Origin of the sequence: Candidatus Enterococcus ikei (assembly GCF_017316105.1) — a bacterium.
GTDB classification, from domain to species: domain Bacteria; phylum Bacillota; class Bacilli; order Lactobacillales; family Enterococcaceae; genus Enterococcus_L; species Enterococcus_L ikei.
Genome location: NZ_JAFLWD010000045.1, coordinates 1 through 25,040 on the forward strand (window position 1 = coordinate 1; position 25,040 = coordinate 25,040).

General features: G+C 36.2%; 21 protein-coding genes and 1 other annotated feature. Of the genes, 2 read left to right on the forward strand and 19 right to left on the reverse strand.

From position 1 onward, the window contains the following. Window positions 1–49: 49 nt before the first annotated feature. From JZO69_RS15145 to JZO69_RS15190, 10 genes are all read right to left on the reverse strand, one after another. Complete coding sequence (locus JZO69_RS15145) at window positions 50–1,078, reverse strand: 3-deoxy-7-phosphoheptulonate synthase (RefSeq protein ID WP_207113658.1); 1,029 nt, start codon at window positions 1,076–1,078, stop codon at window positions 50–52. A gap of 66 nt (window positions 1,079–1,144) precedes the next feature. Then, window positions 1,145–1,388 (reverse strand) — a binding site (T-box leader). 130 nt (window positions 1,389–1,518) lie between these two features. Further along, complete coding sequence (gene fur / locus JZO69_RS15150) at window positions 1,519–2,016, reverse strand: ferric iron uptake transcriptional regulator (protein ID WP_207113659.1); 498 nt, start codon at window positions 2,014–2,016, stop codon at window positions 1,519–1,521. A gap of 124 nt (window positions 2,017–2,140) precedes the next feature. Then, entirely contained in the window at window positions 2,141–3,010 is an 870-nt protein-coding gene (locus tag JZO69_RS15155) for a CvfB family protein (RefSeq protein ID WP_207113660.1), read from the reverse strand. Between the two features lie 19 nt (window positions 3,011–3,029). After that, a complete protein-coding gene (locus tag JZO69_RS15160) occupies window positions 3,030–3,356 on the reverse strand; it encodes an AzlD domain-containing protein (RefSeq protein WP_207113661.1) in 327 nt (108 codons plus the stop codon). Beyond that, window positions 3,349–4,053, reverse strand: a complete 705-nt coding sequence (locus tag JZO69_RS15165) for an AzlC family ABC transporter permease (RefSeq protein ID WP_207113662.1) — start codon at window positions 4,051–4,053, stop codon at window positions 3,349–3,351. Before JZO69_RS15165 ends, JZO69_RS15160 begins: the two co-directional genes overlap by 8 nt. A 193-nt stretch (window positions 4,054–4,246) precedes the next feature. Continuing rightward, complete coding sequence (locus JZO69_RS15170) at window positions 4,247–6,202, reverse strand: cell division site-positioning protein MapZ family protein (RefSeq protein ID WP_207113663.1); 1,956 nt, start codon at window positions 6,200–6,202, stop codon at window positions 4,247–4,249. Window positions 6,203–6,359: 157 nt separating this feature from the next. After that, window positions 6,360–7,466, reverse strand: coding sequence for an RNA polymerase sigma factor RpoD (rpoD, locus tag JZO69_RS15175; protein ID WP_207113664.1), 1,107 nt, complete (start codon window positions 7,464–7,466; stop codon window positions 6,360–6,362). A gap of 78 nt (window positions 7,467–7,544) precedes the next feature. After that, complete coding sequence (dnaG, locus tag JZO69_RS15180; protein ID WP_207113665.1) at window positions 7,545–9,452, reverse strand: DNA primase; 1,908 nt, start codon at window positions 9,450–9,452, stop codon at window positions 7,545–7,547. A gap of 250 nt (window positions 9,453–9,702) precedes the next feature. Continuing rightward, entirely contained in the window at window positions 9,703–12,039 is a 2,337-nt protein-coding gene (locus tag JZO69_RS15185; protein WP_207113666.1) for a cation-translocating P-type ATPase, read from the reverse strand. Window positions 12,040–12,182: 143 nt separating this feature from the next. Then, a complete protein-coding gene (locus JZO69_RS15190; protein ID WP_207113667.1) occupies window positions 12,183–12,800 on the reverse strand; it encodes a lysozyme family protein in 618 nt (205 codons plus the stop codon). Between the two features lie 175 nt (window positions 12,801–12,975). Between JZO69_RS15190 and JZO69_RS15195 the strand changes: the two genes are divergently transcribed. Together JZO69_RS15195 and mprF are read left to right on the forward strand one after the other, a co-directional pair. Next, entirely contained in the window at window positions 12,976–13,695 is a 720-nt protein-coding gene (locus JZO69_RS15195; protein WP_207113668.1) for an alpha/beta fold hydrolase, read from the forward strand. Window positions 13,696–13,704: 9 nt separating this feature from the next. Next, on the forward strand, window positions 13,705–16,293 hold the full coding sequence (gene mprF, locus JZO69_RS15200) for a bifunctional lysylphosphatidylglycerol flippase/synthetase MprF (protein WP_207113669.1): 2,589 nt from the start codon (window positions 13,705–13,707) through the stop codon (window positions 16,291–16,293). Between the two features lie 104 nt (window positions 16,294–16,397). Here the strand turns inward: mprF and JZO69_RS15205 are convergent, their stop codons facing one another. The 9 genes from JZO69_RS15205 to JZO69_RS15245 all read right to left on the reverse strand — a co-directional run bounded on the left by JZO69_RS15205 (window position 16,398) and on the right by JZO69_RS15245 (window position 25,038). Beyond that, window positions 16,398–17,273, reverse strand: coding sequence for a PhzF family phenazine biosynthesis protein (locus JZO69_RS15205; RefSeq protein ID WP_207113670.1), 876 nt, complete (start codon window positions 17,271–17,273; stop codon window positions 16,398–16,400). Between the two features lie 129 nt (window positions 17,274–17,402). Then, the gene (gene tuf, locus JZO69_RS15210) at window positions 17,403–18,590 is read right to left on the reverse strand and encodes an elongation factor Tu (protein WP_207113671.1); all 1,188 of its coding nucleotides are present in this window, start codon (window positions 18,588–18,590) and stop codon (window positions 17,403–17,405) included. A 250-nt stretch (window positions 18,591–18,840) separates the two neighbouring features. Next, on the reverse strand, window positions 18,841–19,002 hold the full coding sequence (locus JZO69_RS15215) for a hypothetical protein (RefSeq protein WP_207113672.1): 162 nt from the start codon (window positions 19,000–19,002) through the stop codon (window positions 18,841–18,843). 16 nt (window positions 19,003–19,018) lie between these two features. Next, a complete protein-coding gene (locus JZO69_RS15220) occupies window positions 19,019–19,372 on the reverse strand; it encodes a hypothetical protein (protein ID WP_207113673.1) in 354 nt (117 codons plus the stop codon). 302 nt (window positions 19,373–19,674) lie between these two features. Beyond that, window positions 19,675–21,672 carry an N-acetylglucosamine-specific PTS transporter subunit IIBC gene (gene nagE, locus JZO69_RS15225; protein ID WP_207113674.1) on the reverse strand — a complete coding sequence of 666 codons (1,998 nt, stop codon included), beginning with the start codon at window positions 21,670–21,672 and terminating at the stop codon, window positions 19,675–19,677. A 21-nt stretch (window positions 21,673–21,693) separates the two neighbouring features. Further along, complete coding sequence (locus JZO69_RS15230; RefSeq protein WP_207113675.1) at window positions 21,694–22,527, reverse strand: PRD domain-containing protein; 834 nt, start codon at window positions 22,525–22,527, stop codon at window positions 21,694–21,696. A 314-nt stretch (window positions 22,528–22,841) separates the two neighbouring features. Further along, window positions 22,842–23,468: a DNA-directed RNA polymerase subunit delta gene (gene rpoE / locus JZO69_RS15235; RefSeq protein WP_207113676.1), complete on the reverse strand. Its 627-nt coding sequence runs from the start codon at window positions 23,466–23,468 to the stop codon at window positions 22,842–22,844. Window positions 23,469–23,543: 75 nt separating this feature from the next. Beyond that, entirely contained in the window at window positions 23,544–23,978 is a 435-nt protein-coding gene (locus JZO69_RS15240; RefSeq protein ID WP_207113677.1) for a YwiB family protein, read from the reverse strand. Window positions 23,979–24,096: 118 nt separating this feature from the next. Next, entirely contained in the window at window positions 24,097–25,038 is a 942-nt protein-coding gene (locus tag JZO69_RS15245; protein WP_207113678.1) for a sugar-binding transcriptional regulator, read from the reverse strand. Window positions 25,039–25,040: the final 2 nt, after the last annotated feature.

The following is a 25,040-nucleotide window of genomic DNA, read 5'->3' on the forward strand; positions in this document are numbered from 1 at the left end:
TTCATGCAACGATCGTTTTTTATTTAAGATTTATTTAGACAGGAAATACTTAAACATTCTCAGCAATATGTTCAACTAAACGTTCTGTTTCATCCCAGCCTAAACACGGATCGGTGATTGATTGTCCAAAAACTTTACCATCCGCTTCTTGACGTCCACTTTCAAGAAAACTTTCTATCATGAATCCGCGGACCCATTGTTTCATATCTTCATTCCATGAACGATTGATCAACGTTTCTTTAACGATCCTGATTTGTTCTTTGTACTGTTTCCCTGAATTGTCATGATTGGTATCTATAACAATAAATGGATTCTTATAATTGCCAGCTTTATATAGATTTACAACTTTTAATAAGTCTTCATAGTGATAATTAGGAATGTTCTCACCATATTCGTTTAATCCGCCTCTTAACACTACATGTGCCAATGGATTAGAGCTAGATTCTACCTCAAGTCCATTGAAAATAAACTCTTGTTTTTGCTGAGCAGCGTATAACGAATTGAATAAGACGTTTAGATTACCACTTGTTGGATTTTTCATGCCCGTCGGCTGATCGATTCCACTAGCAACGAAGCGATGTTGCTGATCTTCAACAGATCGCGCGCCAACAGCGATATAACTGACTAAATCTTGAACAAACTCCAAATTTTCAGGATAAAGCATTTCATCGGCAGTTGTTAAACCTGTTTCGCTAATAACACGATTATGCAAACTACGAACAGCAGCGATTCCTTTGATCAAATTACTTTTTCCTTCCGGATTTTGCTGATGCAACAATCCTTTATACCCATCTCCGTTAGTACGCGGTTTATTCGTATAAACACGTGGAACCATAAAAATTTTATCTTTTACCTTTTCTTGTAGTTTAGCTAAACGAGTCACATATTCCATAACCGCCTCTTCGTTATGTGCCGAACATGGACCAATCACTAATAAAATTTTTTGGCTGTCCCCTTCAATAATTCTTTTTAATTCTTCATCCCGAATGCCTTTGCTTTGTTCTTGCTGTGGTGTTAATTTGGATAGTGATTTAACTTGTTCAAAATTGATTGGTTGGCTCAATGCTTTAAAGCTCATTTGATGACTTCCCTTCATTTTTTCTTAGAATCAAACAATAAAAAAAGCCCCATCCTCTTCATTTCTGAAAAGGACGAGACCTAAAGACTCGTGTTACCACCTTTGTTTACAATCAGTTCGCACTCATTGACTTGACAGGTACAAAATATATACCCTGGCACAATAACGGGTGCGCGTGACCGTCACAGCCTACTTGATTCGGTGTGAAGTTCAAAGAGGAATTCTGATAGTGTAGGTTTATGCGCCTCTCAACAACCGGCTGCTTTCTGTACACCTATAATATCTTACTAGTTCTTATCAAAACTTTTATTGTTTATTGAAGACATTGTAAGAGATTCTTTCAGAATTGTCAATCTTTTTCAAACAGAAAAAACTTGTGGATAGGATATGACTCGTAAGAGTTATGTTCTATCCACAAGTTATCTAGATAAAGACTTCGTTTACTCTGAACTAGAAAGCCCTAATCCAACTTCTTCAGTCGGTTGATTTTTCTTTTTTTGTTGGCATTCTTGGCACACACCATGAAAAGTCAATCGGTGATCTTTTACCATAAAGTGATAACGTTGTTCGATCACTTGTTCCACTTCACCTAATAAATCTTCTTCTACTTCTTCGATGTTTCCACACTCCAAACATAAAAGATGATGATGAAAGTGCTTTGCGCCTTCTTTTCGTAAGTCATAACGAGCCAATCCGTCGTTAAAACTTACCTTATCTACGACTTTTAAGTCAGTTAATATTTCTAATGTACGATAAACCGTTGCTAGACCGATCTCAGGGCTTTTTTGTTTGACTAAAAAGTAAATTTCTTCTGCCGATAGATGGTCTTTCTCATTTTCTAGTAATACTAAAACTGTTGCTTCTCGTTGAGGCGTCAGTTTAAAACCAGATTCATGCAATTGTTGTTTTGTTTTCTTTAAAGCAGCAGTAGAATCCATAAATGCAGCCCCTTAATTATAATTATTTTAATCTAGAACTATAAATCCTAGTAACAAATTATAATAAGTATAAAATAACTCTAAAACATTTGCAAGCGATTCTCAATTAGAATGAAAAAACAATTTATTTTTCTTGTTGCTCTTCTTTTAACAGAGTAAAACCTGATTCTTGAGTGATTTTCCCTTGTTTTAACAAATTACCGATTGCACGTTTAAATTGGGCTTTGCTGATGCCGAATGTTTGCTTGATTTCCTCAGGATTTGATTTATCCGTAAATGGGATCTTATGGTCAGCTGATCGCTCTAAGAAGGTCAATATCATAGCTGCATCATCGCTAATTGCTTCATATCCACGTGGCTTCAACGAAATGTTTACAATACCGTCAGGGCGTACACCAATCACTCGACCATTGACTCTTTCACCTAGACGAGGCTCTTGATAACGCTCAGATGGATGGATAAAGGCAATATAAAAATCATCTGTCAAAACGAACGAACCGATCATTTTTAAGCGATAAACAATACCACTGATATTTTCATTTTTTAATTCTTCTGTTCCTTGTTTTGCCATAGCTTTAAAAATCTTTTCATCTGCTAATTCGCCCCAGATACGCTCTTTATTATCTACTTTTAAGGAAACCATTAACTGATCGCCTTTTTTAGGCCATAATTCACGCATTACAGGCAATTCATCTAGAGAGACAACAACATCCTTGTCATTTAAACCGATGTCTACAAAGGCGCCTAAATCACGTCTTGTACCTGTTACCGTTCCAAAAGCATATTGACCGATTCGAGCAATCGGGATATTTGTCGTCATTTCTGGTTCTTGTTTTTGATTCATATAGCCAAAGCCTTCTACTGCTTCACCAATCTCATGGCTACCTTCTTCTTTAGATAAACGCAAAGTAATACCATTTTTTTGTAAAAAGTAGTGGCTCTCATTTTCATCAATAACTAATGCTGTAAATACTTGTGCTAATAGTTCGTTCATAATCTTCTCCTTCTGGCACTTAGCCTAAAAAAATACGTAATAATGCAATGGTAACGATTCCTACCAAAACTGTTTTCATTAAATCTTTGGTGCGAATTGCAACGAGTAAAGTAGGAATACAACTTAACGCTTCTAACGTTTTCACTTTAGGAAAGCCTGTCGCCTGAACTTCTAAAATACTCTGAAATAAGAGCGCCGTCAAGATACAAATTGGGATATATGATAAAAAACGAAGAAACCATTCTGGAAAATCAACCTTTTTAGAAATCAAAAAGGGGAAAATTCTTGGAATCCAAGTAACTATTGAACAGCCTAAAATTGTCAGTAAAACATAATTACTACTCATGATGATTCACCATCCCAACTGTACAGCCTAAAAGTGTTGCAAATAAAACCGATAACTCCGGTGAAAAAAAGCCCATAAAACAATACAATGAGACACAGACTGTCCCTAAAACGATCAAGGTTTCTTTGGTCTGTTTTTTTATTGGTATGTCTACTTGCAAAATAAACAAACCAGCAAACATTGCCACCAAAGCAAAGTCCAATCCTAGTATATATGGATCTGGAATCCAAGTACCTAATACACCTCCGGCAATAGTCGAAACAATCCAAGCAAGATAAGCTGTGATATTCAACCCATGTGTCCAAGCTGAACTGACACGATGTTCATTAGTCAAAACGGTCATCAATACACCATAGGATTCATCTGTCAAAAGTGTTCCAATACCAATCGTAGTAATCAATGGTTCTTTTTTAAAATGAGGAGCAACAGACATACCCATTAAAAAGTGTCGCAAATTAACTAAAAATGTTGTAAAAACAATTGCCGAAATAGGTGAATGAATTGCTAGCATCCCACAAATAATGAATTGCGCTCCGCCCGCGTAAACTAAAATCGACATCAACGCGATCTCTAAAATCGATAAACCAACATTTTTCCCAACCACACCTGCAGCTATACCGATTCCTACATAACCAAGAATCGTCGGCACACAAGCGATTACACCTTCTTTAAACGTTATATATTCTTTTTCTTCCATACTATTCTCCCTATTCATCAATCGTCATTGATGTTTTTAACGATATTAAGTCTCATTATATAGAATGAAAATGAGAGTGAGACGAAGGCGTTTAGCTCTGAAAACAAGAAGGAGCTAAATACTTTCGTCTCACCATTTATTCAAAATCCATGTAGAATTTGTCTCTTTTAGACTGTTTTTTCAACTTTCAAATCTATCTTCCAGCATTTCTTGAAGCATTTCCTTTGAACCAACCAGTCTTCGCATTGATTGTAACTAGGTACTGATTATCTGAGCCATATAAATTATAATACCCTTCGCCGTTAATTATTCTAGCTGGTTGTAGAGAATATCCTCCAGCTGTAATATAACCACGCTGAATACAGGTTGCAATTACCTTCTCCTGAACACCAGGCGCCCAGCTCCATGCAGGATTGCTCATATCGCTAACATCACTTGGGTTAACTGAATAAACAGGATCAGTATAAATACCCTCAGCATTTGGTGCTGAGAACGTATTTGAATCTGGTTGTACACCACTGCCCGTTTGAGTATTATTTCCTTGATAATCCGAAATAGTATCGCTCGGTGTTGTTGCTGGGGTTTGATCTACACTTACTGGCGGTTGGACCGCTGCTGCAGCTTCTAAGTCATTCAATGTACTTGATGCTTTGACTAAAACTTCGCTGAGCGGTTTACGTAATGACTCACTTTTGACTTTATCCACTTCTGTTTTTGCAGCTGTATAATTTTCTCTAGTTAATGTTTCTGTCAATTCATTATTTTTATAAAAAACATCAACAGCAAGTTTGGCTTTTTGTAATTGATCATATTGATTGGACGCTTGATCAATTGCTTGGTTGATCAAACGATCAAAATCGTCTTTTTCTTCACGTTTTGTTACGTCAATTTTTTTATCTGCTTTGATGGCGACATCGTTTAGTTTGCTTCCATCAATGATAGGTTGAGCAAATAATTCATTAGCCTTAGTGATAACTGATTGTTTATCTGTGACTTTATTATATAACGCATCAAGTTTTTTGTAATTGGAATCGTCTTTTAACGTATCTAAATGTTCTTTGATAGTCTTTGTGCTGACGCTAACCATTTCTGGTTTGAGAAATAGTTGTTTATCATCTGAAAAGTAACTATTTAATTCTTTTTCAGTTTGTGTTGCTAATTTTTCTTGTTTTTGTGTGACTTCTCCACCAGTTGCAGATTTTTTCTGTGTCTGACTATATGCAAACCATGAACCGCCTACAATTACAACAACAGCGGCTAAAGCAATCGACATTTTCTTATAGTTTTTATTTGCTGAAGGAGTTGATGGTTCCTCTTTAGATTTATTATTTTCTGTTGGTTTAACGAATTGACTTTTGGCGGCATTTGCCTCTTCAACATCTTTAAAGAAAATAGGTGCTTCATCCATCTCGATTTCTTCTGGTTTTTTACTTTTTGATGGGATTTCTGTTTTATTAACTGGCAATGCTTTGGGACCGATTGGTTTTGTTTCTGGCGTCTGATCATCAGGTTTTGTGAACTTTGTAATTTCTTCTCTTGGTTTATCTTCTTTTACTTGCTCAGACTTTGTATCTGTTGGTTTTGCAGGAGTATTTTCCGGTTCATTTGGATTCACGTCATCCAGTCCTTTGTCCTTTGGTTTTGATTGTTCATCAGACAGGGGTATTTCAGCATCACTTTCTGTCTTTGGATTCGTTTCTTCAGGTAATTCTGTTTCCGCTTCTATTGCTGTTTTTTCAATATTATCTTGTGTCTCATTTTTGTGTTCATTGATATATTGGCTTAGCGTAGCAGCGTTAGATACTTGTCCTGCTTCTTTTGGATCTTCTTTAGTGGCTTTACTTGCAGTTGTTAATTCCTCTGCTTGTTCTTGTTCATTCGTTTCTGATTCTTCATCCGTTTTTTGTTCATTAAACATTGTCATTACGTGACCGATACTCATATCTTTGAGTTCAGACCATTCGATATTTTCGTTTTGATCTTTATTTAAAAAACTAGAGGTATTTTCTTTATTTTGGTCATTTTCAAGGTTCTCTTTCGGTAAACTCTCTTCGTTAAGTTGGTCTTCATTAAAAGAATGACCACACTTTGGACATGTTTCTTTTTTGTTATCTATTTCAGATCCGCAATTCGGACATTGTTTCGTCATTCATTCCGCCTCACATTCTACACATTCGTAAATCTAATCTACCACAAAATCGCGTTTCTTCCAATATGTACTATCTAACTTTTTTGTTACGATTGTTAAAAACAGCCCTTTCCGAAAAAAATCGAAAAGAGCCGTTCAAATTTTTAAGAAAAACTTCTTATTCTAGGAAATCTTTTAATTGTTTAGAACGAGAAGGATGGCGTAATTTGCGTAGTGCTTTTGCTTCGATTTGACGAATCCGTTCACGAGTCACGCCAAATACTTTACCAACCTCTTCTAATGTGCGTGTACGTCCATCATCTAGACCAAATCGTAAACGTAATACATTTTCTTCACGGTCTGTTAATGTATCCAATACATCTTCTAGTTGTTCTTTCAACAACTCATAAGCTGCATGTTCAGCTGGACTTGTCGCATCTTGGTCTTCAATGAAGTCGCCAAGATGAGAATCGTCTTCTTCACCGATTGGGGTTTCTAAAGAAACTGGCTCTTGTGCGATTTTTAAGATTTCGCGTACTTTTTCAGTAGGTAGATCCATTTCAGCACCGATTTCTTCTGGTGTTGGTTCTCTACCTAAATCTTGCAATAATTGACGTTGAATACGAATCAATTTGTTGATTGTCTCTACCATATGCACAGGAATTCGAATGGTTCTTGCTTGGTCAGCGATCGCACGAGTGATGGCTTGACGAATCCACCATGTTGCATAGGTTGAAAACTTGAACCCTTTACGGTAATCAAATTTTTCAACTGCTTTCATTAGACCCATATTTCCTTCTTGGATCAAATCAAGAAATTGCATACCGCGTCCTACGTAACGTTTAGCAATCGAAACAACTAAACGTAAGTTAGCTTCAGCTAAGCGTTGTTTCGCTTCTTGATCGCCTTCTTCGATTTTTAGGGCTAATTCTACTTCTTCTGCGGCAGTTAATAACTGAACACGTCCGATTTCTTTTAAATACATACGAACAGGATCATTAATTTTAACACCTGTCGGGGCAGATAAATCTTCCATTTGGGCTTTTTCAGCAACTTTTACGTCTTTTTTAAGACTATGTTCACTTGGATCGCCATTTTCATCGACTACACTGATACCAGCATCTTCAACTTTTTGAATCAATTTTTCCATTTCATCGGCATTCAATGTAAACGGTGTTGCTAATTTGTTTGTTAGATCATCATAAAAAACATTACCTTTAGGCTTGTTTTCTTTGATAAAGGCTGCCAATGCAGCTGCATATTTTTTTTCTGTTTCTTTTTCCATGAAAGAAGGCCCCCTTCATTTTTCCATTCGGCTAAAGCTATAAATAATAGTCAAATACGTTATCGCAAGAATTTATTCTTATGACGCTGTACGACTTTTTTGCAATTGTTTTACTAAGTTGACAACTTCGATTGCTAATTCATCAACTAATTGTTTGTTACCAATGCGTTCTGCCTCTTTTTTTTGCAGTTGTTTTTCCTTGAGCTGATCTTCCAAACTGGAATTACCAATCACTCTTATCACGTCAGCAATCTCTCTTTCAGAACTTTCTTCTGAAATTGTCTGTAACGAAATATCGATCGCCAATTTTTTGATTGCGGCTTCTTTTAAATAATCTAAAAAGTCAGCAAGTAGAAAATCATCGTGAACACTCATGTAACTATCTAACAATAAGTATAGTTCCTGATATTGATCATGTGCAAAATTAAAATCAGCGAGCTGCATCATTTGATTTCTGACACTTTGTTCATTCATCAAACGATATAATAATGTACGTTCCGCTTTTTCGACTTGTGTCAATGGTAGTTTGTTTTGCACTGACGGAGTACTTGCTTCTTCAAACATCTCCGGCGGTTCCAACATACCTTCCATTTCAAAATCTTGCGGCGGTGGTACATCTTGTTGCTGCCGTTCTCTTCTTTTCGTTGAGCGCTGTTGCGTTTCAAGCTGTTTTAACTGCTCTTCTAAAGAATGAAAAGATAACTGAAATTCTTGAGCTAATTGGTTTAGATAACGATCTCTTTCTAATGGAGATTGTACCAACATCAATTCTTTCAATAAATCATTCACATAATCGAGCTGTTCTTTTTCGTTGTTCATATTTCTAGTCAAACGATGGTATTGCATTTTAAAACTAAACACAGTCTCTCGACCATGAAGTGCTAACTCTCGAAATGACTCATTACCGTATTTCCGTAAATATTCGTCTGGATCCAGTTTTTCCGGAATACTGACAATACTCAGTTGAAAACGGCTATGCTCACCTAACAAAGATATCGCACGATTTGTGGCTTCTACGCCAGCTGTATCACCATCGTAGCAAACGACAAGTTCTTTTGCTACTCGTTCAAGCTTACGAATTTGCTCATTGGTCAAACTAGTTCCCATCGAAGCAACACCACTAGTTATTCCTGCTTGCCAAGCCGCAATAACATCCATAAATCCTTCAAATAAAAACACGGTATTTTCTTTGCGTATCTCTTTACGAGCTTTATCAAAGTTGAACAACGTATCTCTTTTATTAAACAAAACTGTTTCGGGACTATTTAAATATTTTGGCATATCGTCCCCAGGAAAATCTTCTGTTTTGAGTAGTCTTCCTGAAAAAGCTATCACATTCCCACGATCGTCGTTGATTGGAAACATTACACGCTGATAAAAACGGTCTAAAAATTCTCCATTGTCCCTTTGAATAAACAAACCTGACTCTTTAAATAACTCTTCAGCCACTTGTTCATTTTGGAATACTTGATTTAAGAAATCACGTTTTTGAGGTGCAAAGCCAATTTTGAATGTTTCGATAAGTTCTTTTGTCAAACCACGCTCCAACAAATAATTCAAAGCAGGTTCTCCAATTTGTGTATTCATCAAAACATGGTGGTATAAATCTGCAGCTTTTTTATGCAGTTCGATTAGTTTACGATTTTGTAGATTTTCTGTTGTTTCTGTATCGCTGGTACTGACCCAGTCAATATTTACAGGAATCTGTTCTAGTTCAGCCACTCTTCGTACTGATTCTGGGAAATTGATTCCTTCTATTTCCTGCAGAAAATTAAAAACAGTTCCGCCTTTTCCGCAGCCAAAACAATGAAAAATTTGTTTGTCTTCTGCTACTGAAAATGAAGGGGAACGTTCTTCATGAAACGGACATAAACCCATGTAATTCTTGCCGGATTTTTTCAATTGAACATACTGTCCAACAACTTCCACAATATTCGTACGTTGTCTTACTTCCTCGATGACTTCTTGAGGAATTCTTTGTGCCACTGTTCTCACCTCCAAAAAATAGCCAAAAGCTAATTCACGTGATCAGTCAGTAAAAAAGCACTGAAACCTTCAGCGCGATTTTCAAAAGACACAATTACACATGTTTCATTGTATCATAGTACACGTAATTTTCAAGTAAATTGCATCTTTATTTTCATGATTTCGTCCTTCTTTGAAAAGTATCTAAAACAAATATCAGTAAAGAAGCCGAGATACAACTCTATTAGTTATATCCCAGCTTCACTTTTTCTTATAAATCTTTGACTGTTTTACCAGATCTTTTCATTTGAACAAGACCTATAGCAATACGCACAATAATATTAATTAACATCATAACTGCAAAAAGCGGTAAGGTTTGCTGATTTAAAAAGCCAACTTCTAGAATGCTGTGAAAAAGCATAGCTGCGACATAGATGCCGCCAACTGTTGTAATAGCTAAAAAGATTCGTAATGGGTTAAACGGCAAACATGCTCGAACCACTGCCATACTGCTAATACCGATCAACAAGTAATACATTAATGTCGTTGTTTCCATTTGTGAAAATCCTTGACCTGGTGCGATTAAGTAAACAGCAACAATATTTACCACAACCAAGACTGCATTGACAAAGGCATTCCTTAAAGCGGTCGGTAAAAACTTCCCTTTCACTTTTCGTTTATCGCCTTCAAATGATAAGAAGAATGCTGGATAACCTTCGATTGCCAAATCAATCAATGTGATTTGAATAGGAATAAATGGAAATGCAACAGTAGTAAACACACAAATCATTGATAAAATAAACGAATAAATCGTTTTTATAAAGAAAATACTTGCAACTTTTGTGACATTGTTCACCACACGTCGACCTTCAAACAACACATCCGGTAATGTAGTGAAATCTGAGTCCAATAAGACTAAATTGGAAATCTGTCTCGTTGCCCCATCACCTTCTGCCATAGCGATACTACAATCTGCTTCTCTCAGTGCTAATACATCATTCACACCGTCACCTGTCATAGCTACTACATGATCGTTATCTTTCAGTTCTCTAACGATGGTTCTCTTTTGTTGTGGAGATACTCGACCAAAAACAGTATATTCATGAACTGCTTGACGCACTTCTTCTTCTGTTACCATTGTAGATAAATCAACATAAGACTCATAACCGAAAAGACCAGCACGGCGAGCGATATTTGAAACAGTCACAGGATTATCGCCAGAAATTACTTTTAAGTCGATGCCTTCTTCTCGAAGATAAGCTAACGTTTCATTCGCATTTTGACGAATTGGGTCATCGATTTCTAAAACTGCTAATGGCTCTAGATAGGGCATATTGTCTTCATCAAACGGAGTGTTTTCCGCGATTCCTAACATCAATACTCGATAACCATTCTCTTGTGCTTCTAATACTTCTTTTGGAATTCGTTCAGCGGCAACTAACTTTTCAGGGGCACCCAGGTACACCGTTCCTAATTCATTAAATTCGATTGCTCCCCATTTACGCTCTGAAGAAAACGATAAGGTTTTCGTAGCGCCATATCGATTAGATAACTCAAAATGATCGCGGATTGCCTGCATCGTGATATTGTTATCTGTACTTTCTGCTAAGTAACTCCCAATAATTTGCGGGAAATTTTCATGATAGTTCGCGTGCAATATCTCAACTTTTTGAACTTTCATTTTTCCTTCGGTGATCGTTCCTGTTTTATCTAAGCAAAGTGTATCAACGTGAGCTAAGGTTTCAATCGAGTACATGTCTTGAACAAGAATTCGTTTCTTAGCTAACTTCACTACACCTGTCGTTAAAGCAATACTGATCAATAATACCAAGCCTTTTGGCAACATTCCAAGAAGAGCTGCTGCCGAAGCGACAACTGAAGCTTTCATCCCGGAATCACGAATCATGAAACCTTCTAAGAACAGAATAATCCCTAAAGGAATAATCACTAAACTCGTAAATTTTGATACTTTTCTGATTGAATTAACTAATTCTGATTGAATCGGCTTATGCACTTTAGCTTCTGCTGTTATTTTAACAGCGTAATTGTCTGCCCCGACATGAATGACTTTTGCATACACTTGACCACTTGCTAGAAAACTACCGGATAACAAAACATCACCTTCTGTCTTCTCAATCAAGTCAGACTCACCAGTTAATAAAGCTTCATTTGCTTCTGCTTTTCCTTCTAAAACTTCCATATCAGATGGGACTTGTTCACCAGCAGAAATCAATACAATATCGTCCATTACCAATTCTTTGGTGTCGATTTCTGACTCATGGCCATCTCGAATAACATGAATACTTTCTTTAGCAACAATCGATAATTTCTGTACGAGATTTCTCGCATGGATTTCTTGATAGATTCCCATACCCATATTCACTAAGATAATCGCTAAAAACGCTAAATTGGAATACGCGCCAACAAAAAACAAGCAAATTGCGATTGCAAAGTTTAAAAAGTTGAACAGCGTCATTACGTTATCATAAATAATATCTTTTGTTGACTTAGCTACATTTTCTTCATAATCATTTTGTAATCCTTGTTTTTTTCGTTCTTCCACTTCTGACTGAGTCAGACCTTGTTTTATATCAAACTTATTTACCATGGATTTGGTTCCCTACTTTCTCCTTGTTAAAAATACACCTTCTTTAGTTTACTTGTTAATGGAAAGAACTTCAAGAAAATCCTCAAGAAATCGAACGACTTAATAGACGATATTCTTAAGGATCAGTATTTTTTGTATTAGAATCACTGTAACCATTTTATAAATTGTTGATTCATTTTAACGATATCTGCATAAAACATGTTTCCTCCATTACTATAAAGAAAACCACCGTTATAGACTAAAGCTTGCGGACGATAATAGCGATACATTGTTTGATTTGAGTTTCCTAATAATGGAGATAGAATTTCTTTGGAGTATTCTTCTGCGAGTCGAACAGAATTTTTTCCCCCACGCTCTTTTACAAATTCAATATAATCTAACCCAAAATTATATGCTTGAACAGCCGTCGAAATGTCACAGCCTGCCGTAGTAGCTTGTTCTATCGACTGAGCTAAAAAAGCTACGCCTGTATCAATACTTTCTTTTGTGGTGCCGATCATTTGCCGTTCGCCGTATGCACTCTCGCTGCTTTGCATCAAATCTTCTGTACGGCCTTTTGATTCAGTATAAATAATTGCTAAAACTAAATTTTTGTATTTAGGAATATTGTTTTCTTTCACTGCTTGCTCTACTTCAGTTTCATAGGTCATTACTTGCTGAACATTTTGGCGTATTTTAAATCCAAAGTACCCTAAACCGATTATCAATAACAGCAATAGTAGTATTATTAATTTTTTTATGAATTTCATCAATTTGCCCATTTTATCATCCAAACTTTTTTGAGGTAGCTTTTATCATACGTTATTATTGAAAAAAAATCTAAAAAAAGGCGGATTCTTTACTATTCTTTAATAAAAATTTGAGATTTTATTTTACTCATTTCAGTTTAAAATCTAATCAAAAACCGATATACTAAACAAGATAGGTGGTAAGGTAATGGAAAAACAAAAAAAGATTTTATTAACGACTGATAAAAGTTTGATTTATTATGAAGTTTCTGGGCAAGGGTTTCCTTTGTTCCTTCTCCATGGAAACGGTGGTAGTGGAAAGTATTTCAAAAAACAAGTCCCTGAATTTAGCCGTTATTTCAAAGTTTTTACAGTTGATAGTCGCGGTCATGGGCGTTCAACAAATAATAGCACCACCCTTTCTTTTGAACAAATGGCAGATGATCTTCACATGATAATGGATCAAGAACACATTGCTCAAGCAAATATCGTCGGTTTTAGCGATGGTGCCAATCTAGCAATGGTTTTTGCTAAGAAATACCCTAAAATGATCCATCGATTAGTGCTAAATGCTGGGAATACAACGGTTCAAGGTGTTATTTTTCCTATAAGAATCGTCACAGCTATTGAAGACGCTTTTCTGCGTTTATTCTCTTTGTTTAGTGAGAAAGCCAAGAAACAACTGCTTATAGTTCATTTATTGACTAAAAATATTGGTATTTCAAGCTCAGATTTACAACGCTTAACGGCTAAAACTTTAGTAATCGTCGGCAAACATGATATTATCAAACAAACTCATTCTATCTATTTAGCAAAAGAAATTCCTAATGCTTCTTTTGTTCTAGTTCCCAAACGAGGACATTCATTCGCTAAAAAAGATCCAAAAACATTTAATCAAGAAATTTTGACATTCTTAAATGAAAAGTAGGTGCTAATAATGAAAAAAATACTTCAATGGATCAAAGATCACACTGGCTATTTTAAAACAATTTTTATTTTTTCTGTAGTGGTGATTGTTTTTCGTGAATTACTTTCTATCAGTAAGACGATCTCCTTCGAACAGCTTACTGATATTTTTCAAGATCTTGCCTTTTGGAAAATTGCTTTGATGTTCCTAATTGGTCTGGTCGCTGTTTTTCCAATGATTGGTTATGACTTGATTCTTAACAAAATTTTGAACCAAAAACCAAAGAAGATTTTCCTTATAGAAAGCAGTTGGATGATCAATACGATCAATAATATCGCTGGCTTTGGCGGATTGGTCAGCATCGGATTACGCTCAGAATTTTATGGAAAAGAAAAAGATGGTAAATTAGTTGTTCGGGCACTCTCTAAAATTCTGATCTTCTTAATGTCCGGGCTATCCATCTATAGTCTGATTGCTTTTTTCCTAGTCATGTTTGGTCATACAAATGACTACTTGCAGCAATATTGGATTTGGCTGATCGGAGGCGGGTTATATTTTCCTGTTGTTCTGATTGCAAGCCTTATTAAAAAAGATGATTATATTGGCGATATTGATAAACAGACACGCATCGGACTTATTTTGACTTCATTTTTAGAGTGGTCAGGTGTTTTAGGTAGCTTTTTATTAATTGGTATGTTGATGGGTGTCCAAATGAATCCATTACAAGTGATTCCCTTATTTATTGCTGCTTCTGTGATTGGGATCGTTTCTATGATTCCAGGTGAGCTAGGTAGTTTCGACATTATGATGATTATCGGCTTATCAGCTTTAGGAATCAATCGAGAAGTTATTATTGCTTGGATATTATTATATCGTTTGTTTTATTATATTGTGCCTTTTATTATTGGCGCTGTCTTTTTTATAAAAAATCTGAGTCATAGTTTAAATACACGTTATTCTGGTATCCCCAGAGAATTATCGACAGAGTTAGCCCATAAGTTCGTTGTTTTCCTGATGTATTTTTCCGGAATAATGATCGTACTTTCAGCTACGATTCCAGAAGCGTTCAGTCAGTTTAGTTGGTTGAAACAATTAAACCCGCTCTCGTTTCACATTATTACACAGCTTCCAGCAATTTTGTTAGGTTTTTTATTGCTTATTACAGGGCGAGGAATTGCTGCCAGAGTAAAACGTGCTTATTTGCCAACAATTGGTTTGATCTTAGTAACTTTATTGTATACGTTTATTATAGATTTCAGTTGGGGTGTCATCATTTTTCTCAGCCTTCTATTGATCATCATTATTTTTTCAAAAAGAGAATTATTCAGGGAACAACTCGTGTATTCTTGGGAAATGATCACAATCGACGGAATTATTTTCCTAGCATTGACTATTTTGTATATTGTGATTGGTGTCTATAATTCACCTTCATTTCCTCATCATAAAAGTCATTTTATCTCATTCTTTTTCTTTCCCTCGGAGAAAATTTGGTTTTCCGGTTTTATAGGTATTTTATTAGTCACACTATTTAGTTATTTATTTATTCGTTATCTTGAAGGCGGAAGATACCAAATGGGGGCTGAATTAGATGAAGAACGAGCGCTCACTCTTTTGAACACATATGGTGGAAACACGGATAGTCAATTGATTTTTCTAAAGGATAAAGATATGTATATCTACACCGACCAAGAAAACGAAGATACAGTTCTATTACAGTTTAAAACGTTAAACAATAAATGTATCGTGATGGGTGATCCCTCTGGAAAAAAAGAAGACTTTCCTAAAGCCCTTGAACAGTTCATTAATGAAGCGGATCAATGGGGGTATCTTCCAGTTTTCTATGAAGCGTCTGAAGAAGTAGTGATGTTTTTACACGAATTTGGGTATGATTTCATTAAGATGGGCGAAGAAGCACATGTAGACTTACCAAACTTCACCTTATCAGGAAAGAAAATGAAAAGTGAACGCGCGGTCATGAATCGTTTTACTAAAGAAAATTATCATTTTGAAGTGATTGAACCACCATTTTCGCAAAAATTGATGCAAGAGCTAAAAGACGTTTCTGACGAGTGGCTTGGCAGCCGTAAAGAAAAAGGCTTTTCTTTAGGCTTCTTCTCTGAAAGCTATCTACAAAGAGGAAAAATAGCTGTTGCTAAAGATCAAAATAATCAAATTGTTGCTTTTGCAAATATCATGCCGACCTACACTCAAGAAGAAGGAACTATTGATTTAATGAGATATAGTAAAAAGGCTCCTTCTGGTGTGATGGATTACCTTTTTGTTTCTTTATTCACTTATATGAAAGAAGAAGGTTTTACCTACTTTAATCTTGGAATGGCTCCCCTATCCAATGTGGGAACCTCTAAAAAAAGCTTTGTGCAAGAGCGAATTGCTTATCTGGTTTATGAATTTGGTTCTAGATTCTACTCATTCCAAGGTCTGCGGGATTATAAAGAGAAATATGCGGCCAATTGGGTCTCTAGATACACACTCTATTCGAGAGAAAGTTTTATCGCCTATGTCATGATTGCATTATTGATCATCGACAATGCACCAATTGAAAAACAAAAGAAAATACACGGCGTTCGTCGTATTCTTAGAAACAGATATCAACGATAAATAAACAGATAGATAACACATCTATTTGATTTTAGGACATAATCAATTTAAATAAACGGTTGAAATCAGTAGCGTAATAGTTGCTTCTGATTCCAACCGTTTTTTTATTTGCCTATAGTCACTTCAAATTCACCATTCAAACACGCTGTCCCTGAAATACTAACTTCATGAAGACCTTGTCCCCCTTTTTTCACATGAACTAGAACAGTCCCTTCCTTTTGAACATGGCGTCCTTGGAAGACACTGATTTTTTTGTCTTCATACTTTGTGTAGATATGGTTCAAAGAATATGCACCCATCACTCCGGAGGCTGTTCCAGTTACTGAGTCTTCTGTTGTTCCTGAAAATGGCGATGAAAAATGTCTAGCGATAAATGTTCCTTCTTTTTCTGAATCAACTGCAAATGGATGGATTGATGATTGAGGGATCTCCTTCATAATCTGCGGAAATAGCTCTTGATTTGGCTTCATCTTGTCTAAAACAGCTGGATTGATTACTGGTACAAGTAAGGTCCACGATCCTGTATTGCCATATTGAATGGGTAATTGAGAATGAAGATCTTCAAGCTCGATTTCTAAACTTTTGCAAAGTGCTTCTTTATCACCAGCAAAATCGATGAAGCGAGGTTGGGCTTGTTTCATTGTGATTTGCTGTGTTTTATTTTCATATTTAATTGGCAAAATTCCAGCACCCGTTTCAATGTCCAATTGCAGATCTTTTTTCCCGTTATATAAAGCAAAAATTGCTCCTACTGTTGCATGACCGCACAAAGGGGTTTCATGTCCTGGGGTGAAATATCTTAATTTAACTTTTGCTATATCGCTCTCACATACAAAAACTGTTTCATTAAATCCGATGTTTTTTGCGATTTTCTGCATTTCTTCAGTAGTATATACATCACCATCTAAAACCACACCAGCTGGATTCCCTTGTCCTTGAGTAGTTGTAAATGCATCAACTCTTAAAAAAGTAGCTTTCATCCTCATCACTCCATTCTTTTTGCAAATAGTATAGCATAAATTAAATCTGGGCAAATGCATATTATCACTAAAAAAACACAAGATTGGGACACAACTCTATGAGTCACATCCCAACCTTGTGTTTTTAGTCTATTTTTGAATCTCAGTAACAATACCAGATCCAACTGTTCTACCGCCTTCACGAATAGAGAAGGTTGTTCCTTGTTCTACCGCAATTGGATGAATCAATTCGACATCAATCGTCACATTGTCTCCTGGCATCACCATTTCAACACCATTTGGCAATTCTACAACACCTGTCACATCTGTTGTACGGAAATAAAATTGCGGACGGTAATTCGTAAAGAATGGTGTATGACGTCCGCCTTCTTCTTTCGTCAATACGTAAACTTCTGCGATAAATTTTGTATGTGGTGTAATTGAACCAGGTTTTGCGATAACTTTACCACGTTCAATTTCATCACGAGTGATTCCTCTTAAAAGAACACCAACATTATCACCAGCTTCTCCGTAATCTAACGTTTTACGGAACATTTCAATTCCTGTAACCACAGCTTTTTGTGTATCAGGTTTGATACCGACAATTTCGATTTCATCCCCAACGCTTACTTTTCCTCGATCGATACGACCAGATGCAACTGTGCCTCGACCGGTAATTGAAAAGACATCTTCCACTGGTAATAACAATGGTTTGTCTGTGTCTCTTTCTGGGGTTGGAATATACTCATCCACCGTGTCCATCAATTCATTGATTGCAGCTTCAGCTGCAGGATCACCTTGTAGAGCTTTCAAAGCAGATCCTTTGATGATTGGTATATCATCACCAGGAAAATTATATTCATTGAGTAACTCACGAACTTCCATTTCAACTAAATCTATCAATTCTTCGTCATCAACTAAGTCTATTTTATTAAGAAACACAATTAGATGTTTTACCCCAACTTGACGAGATAACAAGATATGTTCTCTTGTTTGCGGCATTGGTCCATCAGTTGCTGATACAACTAAAATCGCACCATCCATTTGTGCTGCACCTGTGATCATGTTTTTAACATAATCAGCGTGTCCTGGTGCATCGATATGTGCATAATGACGAGCTTGTGTTTCATATTCTACATGTGATGTGTTAATTGTAATTCCACGTTCACGTTCTTCCGGTGCTGCATCAATACTAGCATAGTCTTGCGGGTTTGCTAGGCCTTTTTTCCCTAGTACTGTTGTGATTGCAGCGGTCAATGTTGTTTTCCCGTGATCGACATGTCCAATTGTGCCGATATTTACATGTGGTTTACTTCTGTCATAATGTTGTTTTGCCATTTTACAAACCTCCTATTTTGGTTAAAGGTTGAGTAGATGTTCATTCGTTAACTGACCATCTCTGACCTTTATATCCTTATTATATGCCTTTTCGAAAAATGTACAAGTTATTTGCTTACTATTTATAAGTAAGAGGGATTTGTTAAAAATAAAAAAAGTGAGTGGGACATCACTCTTCAAGTCATGTCCCACTCACATGGAATCTGGATAAACGTTAGGGACAGAAGCAACCTCTCAGTCATTTTAACATTTATTTTTTATAAAATTGATCCATCTTTTGCTCAACAGCTTCACCGCAAACATTAGCGAATTCCGCTGATAAGCGACGAAGTTTGATTGCTTCGTCTAAGGAAAGATCCTCTGTTTGAAATTTTTCGATTAATACCAACAATTGTTCAATGTTCTCTTTCATACATTTACCACCTTATTTATTCATCAATCACTTGCTCATACGCTAATTCATCATAAACAGTCAAGATAAATTTTTCTTTATAAAACTGCGTTACTTCCTTTATTGATTCTATCAAATGAGAGTCACAATCAATATAGACGATGATTGCTTCAAATCGATCTTTTGTTTCTTTTAAAAAGCGCGCTAAATCGTCAAGTGTATTGTGTTTTGTCATTGTTTCATAGGCAGACATTTGCTTCGTTCGAATAAAATTATGCGGAATTCCGCCAGGATACCCAATAATTGCCACTTTTTGTCCTGTATGCTCTTTTTTTACTAATTCCCAAATTTTTTCGACTTTTCTTGGGTTATTTCCTTTAACAATAATCATTTGAATCTGCTCCTTCATTTTCATCATATTTATCAAATATGACACAAAGAAACCGTATGATCATTAACTGGCACTTCTTTGTGTCCAGCCTTATTCATGCAAGGTAATCTCCTCCTAAATTAAAAAGCTTAGCGGGCTTGTTCAGTCATGACAGAAGAATTGGTGCAGATACTTTTTCCTGAATGACTAGCACGCATTGCTAAATAACATAAAACAAGTACACTTTAACCATATCACAGTAAAAAAATAAAGCAAGAAAAGAAAGAGCTACCCGAGAATGCTCTCAGGTAGCTCTTGATTTCTTATTTTACAGTTACTTTACCAATTAAATCATTAGCAGAAACTGTTTGATTTGCTTTTGTTAAGTCGTAGTTTTCAACAACATCTTGATTTGTAAATACAACGATCAAATCAGATTTTTTACCAGCAGTTTCTAAAGCTGCTAAATCGATTGTTGCTATTTTATCCCCTTGTTTCACTACTTGACCTTCTTCAACATGTAAAGTGAAAGGTGCACCTTTCAGCTCAACGGTGTCTAAGCCCATGTGCAACAATACTTCAATACCTGAATCTGTTTGGATTCCTAAAGCATGTTTTGTTGGGAAGATACTAGTGATTTTACCTGCAACAGGAGTTGTTACTTCACCATCAGTTGGGATAACTGCGAAACCGTCACCCATCATTTTAGCTGAGAAAACATCATCTTGTACTTCAGAAATTGGAATAACTTTTCCGTTTGCAACAGCGTATAATTCAGAATCCTTAGCAGTTGCTTTTGGTGCTTCTGTTTTTACTTCAGGCTTTTTTACAGGTTCACCTGATGTAACTGGTGTAGCACCATTGCGAAGTTTAGTCATTTCATCCGCTACAAATTGTACTTCTGTCCCAACGATTACTTGAATGTTCTTATCATCGATCACTTTCACTCCTGGAACCCCAGTTGCTTTGATTTTTGCTTGATCGACTTTACTTGTATCTTTAACTGTTAAACGTAAACGAGTGGTACAATTATCGATTGAAGTAACGTTTGCATCTGCACCTAGACCTTGGTAGATTTTGTTTGCTAATACAGCAAATTTATTATCACCAGTAGTATCTAAATCAGGTGTTTCTTCGCCGTCGCCTTCTTCGCGTCCTGGAGTCATTAAATTAAATTTAGTGATTGCAAAACGGAATGCGAAGTAATAAATAACAGCTACTACTAATCCTTGAACAACTAACATCATTGGATGATTTGCAACTGGATTTTTAAGACTTAAGAAGAAGTCAACAAAACCAGCACTAAATGCGAATCCGGCAGTCCACTGCATGAATGCAGCGAATGCTAATGATAAACCTGTAAGTACTGCATGTACAACATACAAAGGCCATGCAACAAACATGAATGAGAATTCTAATGGTTCAGTTACACCTGTAAAGAATGCCGCAAAACCTGCTGCTAACATTAATGAAGCTGTTACTTTTTTCTTCTCTGGACGAGCACATTGGTAAATAGCAAACGCTCCAGCTGGTAAACCAAACATCATTACTGGGAAGAATCCAGCTTGATACATACCTGTTTGACCAATAATTGCTTTGCCTGAATCTAATGCTTGTTGTCCTGCTAAGAAATTACCGATATCGTTGATATTTGCAACGTCAAACCAGAAAACTGAGTTCAAGGCATGGTGTAGTCCTGTTGGGATCAACAGACGGTTGAAGAATCCATATAAACCAGCTCCAACAAATCCTAAGCTAGAGATCGCTTCACCAAATGATACTAAACCATTATAAACAACTGGCCAAATAAACAATAATACAAAAGAAATTGCCAACATAGCAATAGCTGACATAATCGGAACTAAACGTTTCCCACTAAAGAATGAAAGTGCCATTGGTAATTTTACGTTTGAGAAACGATTATACATTGCTGCAGCAGTTAAACCAGCAATAATACCAACAAAAACGTTATTTCCCATGCTGTTAAAAGCTGGGTTTACATCTGCAATGTCACTTAATCCCATAATCGCTTGTACAGAAGCTGTACCTAAAACTGTCTTAGGTACCAAATAAGCGACTAAACCTGCAAGAGCTGCGGCGCCGTCTTTATCTTTTGACATACCTAATGCCAAACCAACTGCAAACAGTAATGCTAAGTTATCAAGAATAGCTAAACCGCCATTCATTAAAAATGTTGTAGCTGCACTTGGTCCAACTGTCCCAACGATCCAGTTTGCAATCCCTACTAGTAGAGAAGCTGCTGGCAATACCGCTACAGGAAGCATCAACGAGCGTCCCATTCTTTGCATATAAGCTTTCATTTTTGTATCTCCCCTTGTCTTTTATTTGATCATCCTTAGCCGTTCGATGTGAATAGCTAGATAACCTAATTCTTCGTTTGGTACTTGATAGTGAAAATTTCTCATTAACAAAACTTGAACTTTTTTCGAAATTTCGTAACTTTCTGCGTACTTCTTCCGCACAATATCCAAAATTTCATCATCCAATACTGCATATTGACTTTGTTGAAAACGGTGAATAAACAAACGTAAATGATTGACTAATCGTGAATAGCTTAGACTCATCTTCTCATCATGGATATCGATCCCTAATTCTTGTTCGATCAAATGAATAATTTCTGAAACAATTGTAACTTCGCGGATACTTTTACTATTATCTGTACGACCGCTACGAGCACTATGAATATGGATTGCGATATACCCTGCTTCGTCATAGCTAAAAGGAATTCCTAACGTTTGCGTCAAATAGTCCACTGCCCATTGTGCGATTGAGAACTCTTCCGTGTAAAGAATCTCGATTTCATTTAAAAGCTTATTTCTCACAATGATATTATTTTGGATGTTTTCTGCGGCAAACGCAATGTGATCACTTAAACCGATATTGATATGTTCATTCAGTTTCTCACCAAGAATCGTTTCAGCATGAGCGATGATTTCTTCTGTGACAAAAAAATACTGTTCATCAATTTGTGATAGTAAAACTTGAAGCTTTTTCAAGCCTTCAGGTTCCATTACAAACATTCGTTCCACTTGTTGCGGGAATAACAAATCATTTTTCTTTTTGTTAAACCCGACGCCCTTACCAACAGCCACTTTTTCCTGTCCTTCATCAAGGACGAGCACCGCATTTTGATTGAGCACCTTTTTGATTTTCATAAACATTCCTCTTCTGCAGAAGTAGATTGTCCGTTTCCTTGTTATAAGACAACAAAAAAAGCATAGAACAATCCCGTCAAAATATGAGTATATCATATTTTAATGAAATTCTTCCATGCCTAGTATTATCTAGTCACATGAAAACGCTATTCGTGTTTTGTTAACAGTCATAGTTTACAAAGATATAGACCATTTGTCAATCATTTTGATCGATTTTTTTCTTATAAACAAAAAAATCGAATCCTATACTCTTTCAGCTGTGCGAAACACAAAAAATATGAGTGCTCTTTCTTACAGAACACTCATATTTATCATTATTCTTCTTCTACAGGATCTGCGTATTCATCCTCATCATCGAAATCATCATCTACATCATCTTCATCGATAATTGTAAGATCTTCTTCGATTCCTGGCAATACTTCTTCTTCATCGTCAGAATCTGCTCCGATTTCTTGAAGATCAGAATTGTAGGCTTTGATCTCTTCATCTTCTTCATCGTCATCATCATAAAGAATATCGTCGTCATCACCAGTTAATTCAGCATCTTCCGGATCATCATCATTATAGTCGATCACATCTTCATCATTGGCATCAATAATAAAGGCATTGACTTTTTTACGTTTTCTACGGCGTGGTTTGTCTTCTTCGTCTTCATCCAAACCGTGTGTTACTTCTTCGTCGATAGAATCGATTGGATACCATGAGCGCAAGCCCCAACGGTTATCTCCAAGAGAGATAAAACTGCCATCAATATTTAAGTCAGTATAAAATTGTGCTAAAGAGTCACGAATTTCGCTGTCAGATTTTCCAAGATAATTTTGAATTTGGTTTACTAAATCAGAGAAGTCCATCACATCTTCACGTTGTTCTAAAATTGCGTGCGCAACTTCGATCATGGATAGTTCATCTTTGTTCAACCCGTCAAATACATTAATTTCCAAACGGTACACGTCCTTTCACAGTCTACTCCTTATCATACAAAAACATCAAGAAAAAATCAATTGATTCTTTCATAATTACGCAGTAAATTCTAATTCTAAATGATATTCCCCGATTTTTTCAGCTTGAGAATATAAATCATAGTCAATCAAGATGCTTCCAGCTATCGGTTGATCCTTTAAACTAAAACGTAAATTACGAGTAAATGTAGTGATTTGGAATAAACCATAAGGTGTTTTATAACTCGTATCTAAGCGTTCTTGATAGGCAAATTTTAACCGCATTCTTAATCCGCCAGCTCGAATCAATTGAATTTTCCCATCTGGTTCAACTTTGATCGTCACAGGTACAGGATCGCCTTCTTCTTGCTCTTCTTTATATCGTATATATAATGTATCTCCCATTTTTACGATTTGACCCTCTAAGTCAAAATAAAAATTTTTCTTCTCACCAGCTTGATCTACAACTGTTTTTAATTGAATAGATACTGGTGTTCCTTGTGATAAATCCATTTAACGCACTCTCCTTAATTTAAAAATGTAGCAGATTCGTCCAATCTTGATAGAAAATAAAACGTTCTTTGCTACAATCAGATTTTTCTTTTATCCCGAATGGCTTTCATGAACAATCTCAAAGCAAAGCCTCAGCGATCATCTGATCAATAACTAAAATAGTACAACAGTTACTAAGCAGTAATGGTTTAATGCTTTCAGCTTTTTCCTCACCGCATCCAATCACCATCACATTTGAAATTCTCGCTAAATCTTCCACTTTTATCCCTAACATTCGTTTACTTATGTCATTGTTCACTGTTTGACCATTTTTGTCAAATAAGGAAGCTACTGCGTCTCCTTTGACGCCTGTTTTTTTTATGATTTCCAATTCCTTTGTTTCTATATAACCTAGTCGTTTCCATGTAGAACTTTCATTTGGATTACCTACGCCTATAATGGCAAAATCAACATTTTTTGCTTGCTTCAGCGCTTTGCCAACTAATTGGGTCTTGTTTAAAACATCTGCTAATTCGATACTCTCAGCTAGTGCGGGTCCGTAAAAATACTGGCAACGACTATTAAGTTTTTCAGCTAATCTAAAAACCAAATGATTTGTATCATAATAGAGATGTTCACTTGACACACCTCCAACTAGCGGGCAAACATTGATTGTTGGAAATGAGCAATACGGCATTTCATCGATCATATCAGCTAACGTTGTGCCCCACGACAGGCCCACACTCATATCAGGTTTTAGTCGTTCTTTTAAATAAAACGAAGCGGAGCGACTGACTTCTAGTTGTATTCTATCTGTTCGACTTTGATCACTTGCAGGTACCACGATCACATCATCTAACTGATATTTTTTTTCCAATCGCAAGCCAAGTTCTACCGCATAAGCAGACTCATCTTTGATTGAAATGGAAACAACTCCAATTTCTTTTGCTTGCTGAAGAATTTTAGAAATAACGGGACGTGAAACACCCATCTTTTGAGCAATCACAGCTTGAGTCAAGCCTTGTTCATAATACATCGTAACGATTTTTAGCATTCTTCTACGATCTTCACTAATTTTCATAA